Here is a 12,901-nt window from a genome sequence, read left to right on the forward strand (position 1 = left end):
GCCCGGTGGCGGGCGGGATCAGGCGCTCTGGAAGAACCAGATCTGGTGCATCCGGTAGACCATGACCGCGATCGAGAGGCAGGCGACGCCCAGGATCACGGTGCTCCAGCGGCTCCGCTCGATCAGCGCCCAGAAGCCGGCCGCGAGCGGCAGGAGCAGCGCCGAGATCAGGTAGATGTAGTACTCCGGCAGGCTCCCCGACGGGCGGTTGCCGACCAGCGGCGACACGATCGCGACCGCCAGCTGGACGATCAGCAGCAGCTCCACGATCGCCGTCGCGCCGACCGAGACGTCGGAGGGGCGGCGGGCGAGGAGCCCGAGGACGAGGCAGAGCAGGCCGGCCGCGACGGCGATCCCCACCTGGAGGATCGTGAACCACTCGATCACGAGGCGGCCGTCCGCAGGTCCTCGGTCGGGAAGTTGACGACGCTCTTGAGCTGGGTGCCGCGCCGCTCGGCGAGGCCGATCAGCCGCTCCCCCGGGCCGACCGCGGCGAGGAGGCCCTTCGCGCCGGCCACCGCCTCCGGGGCCGGGATGCGCTTGCCGTTCGCGAGATCGCCCGCCTCCTGGGCGTCGAGGCGCAGCAGGGGGAACAGCTCGCCCGCCACGAGCGTCGGCGGCAGAAGGGCGGCGGGGACGTCGAGCTCGTCGATCTCGCCGGCCTGCGCCACGGAGAAGGGGCCGACGGCGGTGCGCCGCAGCGCGGTCAGGTGGCCGCCGACTCCGAGGGCCGCGCCCAGGTCGCGGGCGAGCGCGCGGATGTAGGTGCCGGAGGAGCAGGTGACGCGCACGTCCAGGTCGAGGAACCCCTCGACCGTGCGGCTCGCCAGCACGGTGAACTCCGAGACGGTCACGGGGCGGGAGGCGAGCACGACCTCCTCGCCGTCGCGGGCGCGGGCGTAGGCGCGGCGGCCGTCGACCTTGATCGCGCTGACCGTGCTCGGGACCTGCTCGATCGCTCCGGTGAGGGCCGCGATCGCGTCGGCCACCGGCTCCGGGGCGAGGGCTGCGACGAGGGCGGGATCCGCCGAGGCGAGCAGCTCGCCCTCCTGGTCGTCGGTCTTGGTGGAGGCGCCCAGCCGGATCGTCGCCTCGTACTGCTTGTCGAGGCCGACCAGGTAGGTGAGCAGCCGCGTCGAGGGGCCGAGGCCGAGGATCATCAGCCCGGTCGCCATCGGATCGAGCGTCCCCGCGTGGCCGACCTTCCGGGTCCCGGCGCAGCGGCGGGTCCGCGAGACGAGGTCGTGGCTGGTGATGCCGCCGGGCTTGTCCAGCAGGAGGATCCCGTTCGGAGCCGGGGCGGGGGTCTCGAGCACGGGTGCGAGGATACACGGACGGATCGGGAGTCCCCCCGGGGCGGCACCGGAGCCCGCTCCCGCCCGTCCTAGGCTGTCCGGATGAGGATCGCAGTACTCGGAGCAGGCGCCGTCGGCGGCACCATCGCCGCCCTTCTCGACCGCGCCGGGCACGACGTCGAGGTCACCGCCCGCGGCGACCACCTCACCGCGATCCGCCGCTCGGGGATCCGGCTGGACGGGGCGTGGGGCGAGCACACCGCCTGGGTCCGCTGCGGCGAGTCCCTCGACCTGGTGCCCGATCTCGCCTTCGTCTGCACGAAGGCGCAGGACGCCGAGGACGCGCTGCGCACCAACCGCCGCACGGTCGACGGCACCCTCGTCGTCGTCGTGCAGAACGGACTGGACGGACTCGCCGCGGCGGCCCGGCAGGTGCGCGACGCCCGGCTCGTGGGCGCTCTCGCCCTCTTCGCCGCGAGCCACCTCGAACCCGGCCGCGTCACCGTCACGGCCCCCGCCACGACCACGCTCGGCGTCCCCGGCCGCCCGGCCGACGACGACGTGCGCCGGGCCGCCGCCGTGCTCGGCGAGGCGGTCCCCACCGCCGTCACCGACGACTTCACCGGAGCGCAGTGGACGAAGCTGCTGATCAACGAGGTCAACGCCCTGCCCGCGATCACCGGGCTCTCGGTCCAGGAGACGATCGCCGATGCGGGGCTGCGGCGCGTCCTCGCCCGGGCGATGCGCGAGGCCGCCCGGACGGGCCTCGCGTCGGGCGTCCGCTTCGGCTCGCTGCAGGGACTCTCGAACGCCTCCGTCCGCGCCCTCGCCGCCGCTCCCCTGCCCGTGGTCGAGCTGCTCCCCCGCCGGATGTCCGCGCGGATGGGCGAGGTGCCGAACCCCGGATCGACGCTGCAGAGCGTCCGCCGCGGGGTGCCGAGCGAGATCGACCACCTGGCCGGGGCGGTGGTCCGCACCGCTCACCGCGGCGGGCGCGAGGCGCCGGTCAACCAGCTGCTGGTCGACCTGGTGCACGAGGTCGAGCGGGCGGGCGCCTTCGTGCCGCCAGCCGAGGTCGTGCGCCGCGCCGCCCTGGTCTGAGCCCGCGGTCCGGCCCCATCGGGCGGACACCCGCCCGGCGGTGACGGCCTCCGTGCCGCGGCTCAGCAGGAGTCGGCGAAGAGGCGCCGCGGCTGCTCCGGATCGCGGATGTCGACGAGGATCCCCGCCAGCCGGCGCGGGTCCGTCGTCGCCCGGTACGCCGCGTCCACCGGTGGCTCCTGCGTGTCGAGGCGGATGCTGGTGCTCCACGCACCGCGCAGCTCCGGCCGGAGGGCGAACTCGCCGTCGACGAGCAGCACCGCGTCGCGGCCGGCGGTCCGCCAGCGCGCCTGCCGCGCTTCGTCGCGCACTGCGTCGAAGCCCGCGAGCACGAAACCGGTGCTGCCGCCGAGGGTGAACGGATCGAGCAGCACGCGGCGCAGGAGCTCGTAGTCGTAGCCGGCCGCGTAGGAGCGCTGCTCCTCGGGCACGGCGGGGTCGTCCCGATCGGCGCGGGGACGTCGGAAGTCGGCGAGGTGCGCGACGATCGCGTCCTTGCCGGCCCGGCGGAGCGCCTCCGCGAGGTCGAGCGCGAACGCCGCGCTCACCGCGGGGTCGTCGCCGTCGATCCCGACCTTGACCCGTCCGCGCCCGTAGTTGTGCAGCACCTCCGCCGCGAGAGCGTCGAGCACATCGGCCTTCTGCGGAGCCCACCTGGTCATCCGCCCACGATACGCGCCGCCGCCTAGTGTGGGCTGATGCCCACCGCCCCTCTCGCCGACGCGATCACCGCCTGGTTCCGCACGAGCGCCCGCGACCTGCCGTGGCGCCGCGAGGGCTTCCCCGCCTGGGGCACGCTCGTCAGCGAGTTCATGCTGCAGCAGACCCCGGTGGTCCGCGTCGTCCCGCGTCTGGCGGAGTGGCTGGAGCGCTGGCCGACCCCCTCCGCACTCGCCGCCGTCCCGCCCGGCGAGGCGGTGCGCGCCTGGCAGTCCCTGGGCTATCCGCGGCGCGCCCTGCGCCTGCACGCCTGTGCCGTGGCGATCGCCGAGGAGCACGGCGACGTGGTCCCCGACGACGTCGACACCCTCCTCGCGCTGCCCGGCATCGGCGACTACACCGCGCGCGCCATCGCCGTGTTCGCCTACGGGCGACGGCACCCCGTCGTCGACACCAACGTCCGCCGGGTCCTCGCGCGCGCGGTCGACGGAGCGGCGGAGCCCGGCCCGCCCCGCGCGAAGGCCGACCTCGCTGCGATGTCCGCCCTGCTGCCCGAGGCGCTCCCCGAGGCGGCGGCCTTCAACGCCGGCGCGATGGAGCTCGGGGCGATCGTCTGCACCGCCCGTGCTCCGCGCTGCGACGAGTGCCCGATCCGCGACCTGTGCCGCTGGCGGGCGGAGGGGTACCCCGAGCACACCGGGCCCGTGAAGGCGAAGCAGAAGCGGTTCGAGGGCTCCGACCGTCAGGTCCGCGGTCTCATCCTCGCCGAGCTGCGCGCCGCCCACGGACCGGTCACAGCGGCAGAGGTGGAGTCGCTCTGGCCGGACCCCGACCAGCGCGGTCGCGCTCTCGCCGGGCTTCTCGCCGACGGCCTGGCGACGGGCGGCCCGGAGGACGGCTACCTCCTCCCCGGCTCCTAGACGCCGGTCGACCGCCGTCCGCGTCGGAGGAGGCGGGTAGGGTCGGCGCCGTGACCGGTCGCCGCCTCCGCCTCCCCCGCCCCGACGCCGCCGTCGAGCGCACCCTCGACGCCGACCTCGCCCAGGACGTCCGACGCGCTCTCGCCGCGGTCCGCGTCGAGAACGACCTGCCGGGCCCGTTCCCGCAGGCCGCGCTGGCCGAGGCCGAGCACGCGGACGCCGGAGCGGACGACGAGGACCGCGTCGACCGGACGGACCTCCCCTTCGTGACGATCGACCCGCCCGGCTCGCTCGACCTGGACCAGGCCCTCCACCTGGAGCGCACCTCGGAGGGCGTCGTCCTCCGCTACGCCATCGCGGACGTGCCCGCGGTCGTCCGCACCGGCGGAGCGCTCGACGCCGAGACGCGCCTCCGCGGCCAGACCTACTACCTCCCGGACGGCCGCGTCCCGCTGCACCCCGCGGTCCTCTCCGAGGGGACCGCGTCGCTCCTGCCGGACGAGACCCGTCGCGCGCTGGTCTGGACGCTGACCCTCGACGAGCGGGCGGAGCCGCGCTCGGTGCACCTCGAGCGGGCGCTCGTGCGCAGCGTGGCCCGGCTCGACTACGAGGGGGTGCAGCGCAGCGTCGATGCGGGCGACCCGCACCCCTCCCTCGCCCTGCTCCCCTGGTTCGGGCGCGAGCGCCTGGCGCGCGAGGCCGAGCGCGGAGGAGCGAGCCTGACGCTCCCCGAGGAGGAGATCGTCGCCGTCGACGGCGGCTACCGGGTCGAGCGCCGTGCTCCCCTGGCCGTCGAGGGCTGGAACGCCCAGGTCTCGCTGCTGACAGGGATGGCGGCCGCGACGATGATGCTCGACGCGGGCGTCGGCATCCTCCGGACCATGCCCGAGGCCGACCCGGCGACCGTCGCGGCCTTCCGCTCCCGGGCCGAGGCGCTCGGCGTCCCGTGGCCCGAGGAGGAGTCCTACGGCGCCTACCTGCGCCGCCTCGACACCGAGGACCCCGCACAGCTCGCGATCATGTACGCCGCGGCGAGCCTGTTCCGAGGCGCCGGCTACACCGCGTTCGACGGCGCCCCGCCCGAGCATCCCGAGCAGGCGGCCCTCGCCGCGCCGTACGCTCACGTCACCGCGCCGCTGCGGCGCCTGGTCGACCGGTTCGGTCTCGCCGTCTGCCTCGCGGTGTCCCGCGGAGGAACGATCCCTCCGCAGCTGCGCGCGGCGCTGCCCCTGCTCCCGCCGCTGCTCGCCGCGAGCGACCGCCGGGCCGGAGCCGCCTCCCGCGCGGCGACGGCGATCGTCGAGGCCGCCGTCCTGCACGGCCGCGAAGGAGCCTCCTTCAGCGGGATCGTCGTCTCCTCGGCGCGCACCCGCTCCTCGGTCCAGCTGCTCGACCCCGAGATCACCGTCGACCTCCCGACCCCGCTCACGCCGGGAGCCCGTGTCGTCGTCGTCCTGCAATCGGTCGACGTCGCCACGGGCTCCGCGGTGTTCGGGCTCAGCGCCTAGTCCTCGTCGTCCTCGCGCGGCTTCACGTAGGGGTCGGCCTCTCCTGCGTAGTCCGCCTGGGCGGCGAGCGACTGCACCTGCGAGTCCTGGCTGCGCGCGGCGGCGAGCAGGTCCTCGATGTGCTTCGCGTTCTCGGGCACCGCGTCGAGGATGAACTCGAGCGACGGCGTGAGCCGCGACGTGATGTTCCTGCCCACCTCGGTGCGGAGCATGCCGGTGGCGGCCTTGAGGGCCGCGGCCGAATCGGCGCGCTCCTCATCGGTGCCGTAGACCGTGTAGAACACCGAGGCGTGCTGCAGGTCGCCGGTCACCTGGACATCGGTGATGGTGACGAAGCCGAGGCGCGGGTCGCGGAGACCGCGCTCGAGCCGCTTCGCGACGATCACCTGGATACGTTCGGCGAGCTTCCTCGCCCGGGCCGGATCTGCCATGGCTGGTCCTCACATCTCTCTCGGCGAACCGTTCAGCTCGCCATTCAACCACTCTCCGCCCGGACGACCGGTCGCGTCCGAGGGGGGCCTTGCTTCGTGGGCATGGACTGGGGCACTGCGCGTCTGCGACGGCGCGGGTGGGGTGCCTCCTCGCGGCTCCCTCCCGCGGCCCTGCGGCCCGCCCGGCAGGCCCGGCCAGGAGCCGCGAGGAGGCACCCCACCCGTGCCTGCGATCGGAGGGAGTGGGGGTCCGCCCCCGGATCCTCGGCGACCGAGGTGGGAAGGCTCAGGTGCTGGATCGGGAGTCGGCCGTCGACTCGCCGACTCGCTGCTCGCGAGCCGCTCGCTCAAGGGGCGCACCCACCGGGACGGACTCCTCTCGCCCGACACGGGCACGCCCGTCCCCGGTCGGTTCACCGCACCCGGAGGTGCGGAAGCGCCCGTTGGAGGGTCGCACCTCCGGCACGGAGGAAGCTCCCCGTGTCCTCCCGCAGGGAGGGAGGGGACTCTCGTCCTCTCGCGCCTGGCTCGGGTCTGGCGGGCCGGCCGCAGGCCGGCGGGAGGGCGCGAGAGGACGAGAGTCCCCTCCCGATCCCTCCAGAACCGTGCGGTGAGACGCCGGAAGGCCCGGGCGGACCCGGGCCTTCCAGTCGAGCGGATCAGCCTCGCGGCTTCTCCTTCATCTCGATCGTCTCGATCTCGTCGCCGATCTGGATGTCGTTGTACTTTCCGAGACCGATACCGGCCTCGTAGTCCGTACGGACCTCCGTGACGTCGTCCTTGAAGCGACGCAGCGACTCGATGGCCAGGTTGTCCCCGACCACGACGCCGTCTCGGATGACGCGCGCCTTCGAGTTGCGGGTGATCGTGCCGGAGCGGACGATGACACCCGCGATGTTGCCGAACTTGGAGGAGCGGAACACCTCGCGGATCTCGGCGACACCGGACTGGACCTCCTCGAACTCGGGCTTGAGCATGCCCGTGAGCGAGTTCTCGACCTCTTCGATCGCGTTGTAGATGACCGAGTAGAAGCGGATGTCCACTCCTTCTCGAGCAGCGCGCTCGCGGGCCTTCGGGTCGGGGCGGACGTTGAAGCCCACGATGATCGCGTTGTCGATCGTCGCAAGGTTGACGTCCGACTCCGTGATCGCACCGACACCGCGGTGGATGATGCGCAGCTGCACCGAGTCGTCGACCTCGATCTTGACGAGCGACTCCTCCAGCGCCTCGACGGCACCGGACACGTCGCCCTTGATGATGAGGTTGAGCGACTCGACCTTGCCCTCCTCGAGAGCACGGGTGAAGTCCTCGAGCGAGATGCGCTTGCGGGCCTTGGCCAGCAGGGCGTTGCGCTGAGCGGCTTCGCGCTTCTCGGCGATCTGGCGGGCCGTGCGGTCCTCCTCGGTGACGAGGAAGGTGTCGCCGGCGCGGGGCACGGACGAGAGTCCCTGCACCTGCACCGGACGAGACGGCACGGCTTCGAGGACGGCGTTGCCGTTCTCGTCCGCCATCGCACGGACGCGGCCGTAGGCCGTTCCGGCGACGATCGCGTCTCCGACGCGCAGCGTTCCCGACTGGATGAGCACGGTCGCGACAGCACCGCGTCCCTTGTCGAGCTTCGCCTCGATCGCGACTCCGCGTGCCTCCTTGTTCGGGTTGGCGCGCAGGTCGAGACCGGCGTCCGCGGTGAGCAGCACGGCGTCCAGGAGGTCCTGGATGCCGGTGCCCGCGCGAGCCGACACGTCGACGAACATGACGTCTCCGCCGTACTCCTCGGCGACGAGTCCGAACTCGGTGAGCTGCTGGCGCACCTTCGCCGGGTTGGCGTCGGGCTTGTCCACCTTGTTGACCGCGACCACGATCGGCACGTTGGCCGCCTGGGCGTGGTTCAGCGCCTCGATGGTCTGCGGCATGATGCCGTCGTCCGCCGCGACCACGAGGATCGCGATGTCCGTGACCTGGGCACCGCGGGCTCGCATGGCGGTGAACGCCTCGTGACCCGGGGTGTCGATGAAGGTGATCGGGCGCTCGATGCCCTCGTGCTCCGCGACGACCTGGTACGCACCGATGTGCTGCGTGATCCCGCCCGCCTCGCCAGCGACGACGTTGGCGTTGCGGATCGCGTCGAGCAGGCGCGTCTTTCCGTGGTCGACGTGACCCATGACGGTGACGACGGGGGGACGGATCTCGAGGTCCTCGTCCGTCTCGTCGTCGAGCTCCTGCTCGAGGTCGAGACCGAAGCCCTCGAGGAGCTCCTTGTCCTCGTCCTCGGGCGAGACGACCTGGATCTTGAAGCCGAGCTCGGAGCCGAGCACCTCGAAGGTGGCCTCGTCGAGCGACTCGGTCGCCGTCGCCATCTCGCCGAGGGCGAAGAGGACGGTGACCAGGTTGCCGGGGGGCACCGGCACGCCGGTCATGGCCTCGATCTTGTCGGCGAAGTCCGAGATCGACGCGCCGCGGCGCAGACGGATGACCGTCCTGCCGTCGCCGCGGGGGACGCTGACGCCGCCGAGCGACGGGGCCTCCCTGAGCTCGAACTCCTGACGCTTCGTGCGCTTGGACTTCCGGGCCTTGCTCTTGCCGCCACCGCGACCGAAGGCTCCTGCGGTTCCACCGCCGGGGCCGCGACCGCGACCGCCGCCGCCACCGGGACGCGGGGCGAAGCCGCCACCGGCACCGGGAGCGCCGCCGGGGCGCTGGAAGCCGCCGCCGGCCGGACGACCGGCACCGCCGGGACGTCCTGCTCCGCCGCCGGGTCCGCCGGGACGCTGGCCGAAGCCGGCGGGGCGCTGGCCCATGCCGGGTCCGCCGGGTCGAGGCGCGCCGGGGCGCGGAGCAGCGGGGCGGGGGATGTTGCCCGGGGTCGGACGCGATCCCATGCCCTGCGAGCTGGCGAAGGGGTTGTTGCCGGGGCGCGGGGCGGCGGGACGCTGTCCCATGCCCTGGTTGCTGGCGAACGGGTTGTTGCCCGGGCGCGGGGTGCCGCCGGGGCGGTTGGAGCCGCCCGAGGCGCCGCCGGGGCGCGGGGTGTTGGCGGCGGGCGCCGGACGCGGGGTCACGGGCTTGGGTCCGCCGGGGGTGGGGCCGGACGCCGGCTTCTCGGCGGCGGCGGCCGGGGCCGCGGGGACCTCGGTCGGAGCCGGAGCGGCGACTTCGGCGGGCGCGTCCTTGGCAGCCTGGGCGCGCTGAGCGGCCGCGGCCTCCTGAGCGGCCTGAGCCTGGGCCTGGCGCTCGGCGACCGACATCGGCGGTGCCGGCGCCGGAGCGGGCGGCTTGGCCGGGCCGGGCGTGGGCGCGGACGGACGGGCGCCGGAGGGGCGCGGGGCCCCGGGACGCGCGCCGGCGGCAGGGGCGGCCGGCGTCGCCGACGCTCCCGCGGAGGATCCACCCTGGCCCTGGAGGGCCTGGCGGAGCTTGCGCGCCACCGGGGGTTCGATGCTCGAGGACGGGCCCTTGACGAACTCGCCGAGCTCCTTCAACTTCGCAAGTGCGACCTTGCTATCGACACCGAGTTCGGATGCGATCTCGTGTACGCGTGGTTTTGCCACTTCTCTCCTGTCTTGGGCCTGCACCCAAGACGGGGGCAGGCGTCACGAACGGACGGGTCTCATTTCGAGCCGCTCATCAGTCTTCGCTCATGATCAGTTCACGGGCCGTTCTGCCTGTTCTCTATGGTGTGATCGTGCGCTGCTCCGGGCCCTCCGGTTGAGGGGCCGAGCCGGTCGGATCGTGCGACGTACTGCTCCAGCTCGCTCGCGTCCACGCTCTCGCGCGTCCGGAACGCTCTTCCGAACGCGCGGCGCTTGACCGCGAGCTCGTAGCAGTCGGCTGTGTCGTGGAGCCACGCTCCCCGACCAGGACGGACGGCACGCGGGTCTACCGCGAGGACGTTCGAATGGAGGACCAGCCTCAGAAGAGAGGCCCGGGGGGCGCGCAGACGGCAGCCGACGCACGTTCTGACGGGATCCACTCTACTCCCTCCCCTCCGGGACCGCTCCCCTGCACGGCCGATGCTCGGGGATCACTCCCCGTCCATCACCGAATCGGGCTGGATGTCGATCTTCGCGCCGGTCAGCTTGGCGGCGAGGCGGGCGTTCTGGCCCTCCTTGCCGATGGCGAGCGAGAGCTGGTAGTCGGGGACGAGGGCCCGAACGGCCTTGAGGCTCTGGTCGATCACGAACGCGCTGGTCACCTTGGCGGGCGAGAGCGCGCTGGCGACGAAGGTCGGCAGGTCGGAGGAGTAGTCGACGATGTCGATCTTCTCGTTGTTGAGCTCGGCGGTCACCGCGCGCACGCGCTGGCCGAGCTCGCCGATGCAGGCGCCCTTGGCGTTCACGCCGGGCTCGGTCGCGCGCACCGCGATCTTGGTGCGGTGGCCGGCCTCGCGGGCGAGGGAGACGATCTCCACCACGCCGGACGCGATCTCGGGGACCTCGAGCGCGAACAGCTTGCGCACCAGCGACGGGTGGGTGCGGGACACCTGGACCGACGGGCCCTTGGGTCCGCGGCCGACGCTCGTGACGTAGACGCGGATACGGCGCCCGTGGCTGTAGTCCTCGCCGGGCACCTGCTCCTCGGGCGAGAGGATCGCCTCGATGGAGCCGAGGTCGACGTGGATCATCCGCGGGTTGGGGCCCTGCTGGATGACGCCGGCGACGATGTCGCCCTCGCGGCCCTTGAACTCGCCGAGGACGCGCTCGTCGCCGATGTCGCGCAGGCGCTGGTTGATGACCTGCTTCGCGGCGAAGGCGGCGATGCGGCCGAAGTCGCGCGGGGAGTCCTCGGCCTCGCCCACGACGGCGCCCTCCTCGTCGAGCTCGGGCACGAAGACCGAGACGTGACCGGTCTTGCGGTCGAGGTGCACGCGGGCATCGACGGCGGTGGCCTTGTCGGCGTCGTCGGCCTGGCCGATGTGCTTGAGGTAGGCGGTCAGGATCGCCTGCTCGATGATCTGCACGAGTTCCTCGAAGGGGATCTCGCGCTCGCGCTCCATGAGTCGCAGAACGCTCAGGTCGATGTCCACGGGCGGGCCTTTCTCTCTATTCACTTGGATGCCGCGGTGGTGACCGCGGTCGTTCGCCGGCCGGGCTCTCACCCGGATCAGCCCTCAAGGGTACCCGACGCGGCCCGGGGTTCCACCCGCAGATCCTGCCGACGTGCTGAGGGCCCCGCCCGCCGCGGGAAGCGGTGGCGGGGCCCTCAGCACGTCGGGGCTAGGCGCCCAGCCGGGCGAGCGCCTCGGAGACCGGGAGCTGCTCGCGCTCCCCGGATCGGCGGTCCCACAGCTCGACGACGCCGTCGGCCGCTCCGCGCCCGGCGATGACGATCACGGGCACGCCGATCAGCTCGGCGTCGCCGAACTTCACGCCGGGCGAGACCTTCGGGCGGTCGTCGATGAGCACGTCGCGGCCGGCGGCCTCGAGGGAGGCGCCGACCGACTCGGCCAGCTCGAGAGCCGCCGCGTCCTTGCCGGTCGCGATGACGTGCACGTCGAACGGCGCGACGTTCGCGGGCCAGAGCAGTCCGCGGTCGTCGTGGGTGGCCTCGGCGATGATCGCGAGGATGCGGGTCACGCCGATGCCGTAGGAGCCCATCGTGACGGTGACGAGCTTGCCGTTCTCGTCGAGCACCTTCAGCCCGAGCACGTCGGCGTACTTGCGGCCGAGCTGGAAGACGTGCCCGATCTCCATGCCCCTGGCGGTCTCGATCGGGCCCGATCCGTCGGGCGCCTCGTCGCCGGTGCGGACGTCCGCGACCTCAGCGGTGCCGTCGCCGTGGAAGTCGCGGCCGGCGACCAGGTCGAGGACGTGCTGCCCGGAGACGTTGGCCCCGGTGATCCAGGCCGTGCCGACGACCACGCGCGGGTCGAGCAGGTAGCGGACGCCGGTCGCCGACTCCTCGCCCAGAACGGCGCCCTCCGCCGACCAGGGGCCGATGTAGCCCTTGACCAGTCCGGGGTGCTTCGCGAAGTCCTCCGCCGTGGCGGCCTCGACCTCGGCCGGGGCGAAGGCCACCTCGGCGCGCTTGAGGTCGACGTCGCGGTCGCCGGGCAGGCCGACGATCACGAGCTCGCGGGTGCCGTCGAGCGCGGTGAGCGCGAGGACGACGTTCTTCAGCGTGTCGGCGGCGGTCCAGGCGCGGCCGTCGGGCCGGGGCTGCGTCGCGTTCGCCAGGTCGACCAGGGTCTGGATGGTCGGGGTGTCGGGCGAGTCGAAGACGCGCGCCTCCGGCAGGCCCTCGACGGGCAGTGCCGCGGGGACCGGCGTGCGGTACGCCTCGACGTTCGCCGCGTATCCGCCCGCCGACCGGACGAACGTGTCCTCGCCGACGGGGGTGGGGTGCAGGAACTCCTCGCTGCGGGAGCCGCCCATCGCTCCGGCGTCGGCCTGCACGATCACGTACTCCAGGCCCAGCCGCGCGAAGATCCGCTCGTAGGCGTCGCGCTGGCGCTGGTAGCTCGCGTCGAGGCCGGCGTCGGTGTAGTCGAAGGAGTACGCGTCCTTCATCGTGAACTCGCGCCCGCGCAGGAGGCCCGCGCGGGGCCGCGCCTCGTCCCGGTACTTGTCCTGGATCTGGTAGATCGACAGGGGAAGGTCCTTGTAGGAGGAGTAGAGGTCCTTCACGAGGAGCGTGAAGAACTCCTCGTGCGTGGGAGCCAGCATGTAGTCGGCGTCCTTGCGGTCCTTCAGGCGGAAGACGCCGTCGCCGTACTCGGTCCAGCGTCCCGAGAGCTCGTAGGGCTCGCGGGGCAGGAGCGCGGGGAAGTGCACCTCCTGGGCGCCCGCCGCCTCCATCTCCTCGTGGATGATCCGCTCGATGCGGCGCTTGACCCGCAGGCCCAGCGGTAGCCAGGCGAAGACGCCGGGTGCCTGACGGCGGATGTAGCCCGCGCGGACGAGGAGACGGTGGCCCGCGACCTCGGCGTCGGCGGGATCCTCCCGGAGCGTGCGGACGAACAGATGCGAGAGACGGGTGACCACGAGGGA

Annotated in this window: 11 protein-coding genes; 3 read left to right on the forward strand and 8 right to left on the reverse strand. The window is 73.3% G+C overall.

Features of this window, described 5'->3' with window-relative positions; genetic code table 11:
- Window positions 1-18 precede the first annotated feature (18 nt).
- A complete protein-coding gene (locus GSU45_RS10045) occupies window positions 19-387 on the reverse strand; it encodes a hypothetical protein (RefSeq protein WP_104223058.1) in 369 nt (122 codons plus the stop codon).
- Complete coding sequence (gene truB / locus GSU45_RS10050; protein ID WP_159914648.1) at window positions 384-1,316, reverse strand: tRNA pseudouridine(55) synthase TruB; 933 nt, start codon at window positions 1,314-1,316, stop codon at window positions 384-386. Before truB ends, GSU45_RS10045 begins: the two co-directional genes overlap by 4 nt.
- A gap of 81 nt (window positions 1,317-1,397) precedes the next feature.
- Here truB and GSU45_RS10055 point away from each other — a divergent pair, with 81 nt between their 5' ends.
- Window positions 1,398-2,396, forward strand: coding sequence for a 2-dehydropantoate 2-reductase (locus tag GSU45_RS10055; protein ID WP_159914650.1), 999 nt, complete (start codon window positions 1,398-1,400; stop codon window positions 2,394-2,396).
- A 62-nt stretch (window positions 2,397-2,458) separates the two neighbouring features.
- Here GSU45_RS10055 and GSU45_RS10060 read toward each other — a convergent pair whose 3' ends face one another.
- A complete protein-coding gene (locus tag GSU45_RS10060; protein WP_146082085.1) occupies window positions 2,459-3,058 on the reverse strand; it encodes a hypothetical protein in 600 nt (199 codons plus the stop codon).
- A 36-nt stretch (window positions 3,059-3,094) separates the two neighbouring features.
- On the opposite strand from GSU45_RS10060, the gene GSU45_RS10065 reads away from it, so the two are divergent.
- The gene (locus GSU45_RS10065) at window positions 3,095-3,976 is read left to right on the forward strand and encodes an A/G-specific adenine glycosylase (protein WP_159914652.1); all 882 of its coding nucleotides are present in this window, start codon (window positions 3,095-3,097) and stop codon (window positions 3,974-3,976) included.
- Window positions 3,977-4,026: 50 nt separating this feature from the next.
- A complete protein-coding gene (locus tag GSU45_RS10070; protein ID WP_159914654.1) occupies window positions 4,027-5,484 on the forward strand; it encodes an RNB domain-containing ribonuclease in 1,458 nt (485 codons plus the stop codon).
- On the opposite strand, the gene rbfA is transcribed toward GSU45_RS10070, so the two are convergent.
- The 5 genes from rbfA to GSU45_RS10095 form a co-directional block, all read right to left on the reverse strand.
- A complete protein-coding gene (gene rbfA, locus GSU45_RS10075; RefSeq protein ID WP_104223052.1) occupies window positions 5,481-5,915 on the reverse strand; it encodes a 30S ribosome-binding factor RbfA in 435 nt (144 codons plus the stop codon). The two genes, GSU45_RS10070 and rbfA, sit on opposite strands and share 4 nt — an antisense overlap.
- A 659-nt stretch (window positions 5,916-6,574) precedes the next feature.
- A complete protein-coding gene (gene infB / locus GSU45_RS10080; protein WP_159914656.1) occupies window positions 6,575-9,463 on the reverse strand; it encodes a translation initiation factor IF-2 in 2,889 nt (962 codons plus the stop codon).
- Between the two features lie 98 nt (window positions 9,464-9,561).
- Window positions 9,562-9,885, reverse strand: a complete 324-nt coding sequence (locus tag GSU45_RS10085; RefSeq protein ID WP_159914658.1) for a YlxR family protein — start codon at window positions 9,883-9,885, stop codon at window positions 9,562-9,564.
- A 51-nt stretch (window positions 9,886-9,936) separates the two neighbouring features.
- Window positions 9,937-10,938: a transcription termination factor NusA gene (nusA, locus tag GSU45_RS10090; RefSeq protein ID WP_159914660.1), complete on the reverse strand. Its 1,002-nt coding sequence runs from the start codon at window positions 10,936-10,938 to the stop codon at window positions 9,937-9,939.
- 190 nt (window positions 10,939-11,128) lie between these two features.
- Entirely contained in the window at window positions 11,129-12,895 is a 1,767-nt protein-coding gene (locus GSU45_RS10095; RefSeq protein ID WP_159914662.1) for a proline--tRNA ligase, read from the reverse strand.
- Window positions 12,896-12,901: the final 6 nt, after the last annotated feature.

Origin of the sequence: Rathayibacter sp. VKM Ac-2801, from assembly GCF_009834245.1 — a bacterium.
Taxonomy (GTDB): Bacteria; Actinomycetota; Actinomycetes; order Actinomycetales; family Microbacteriaceae; genus Rathayibacter.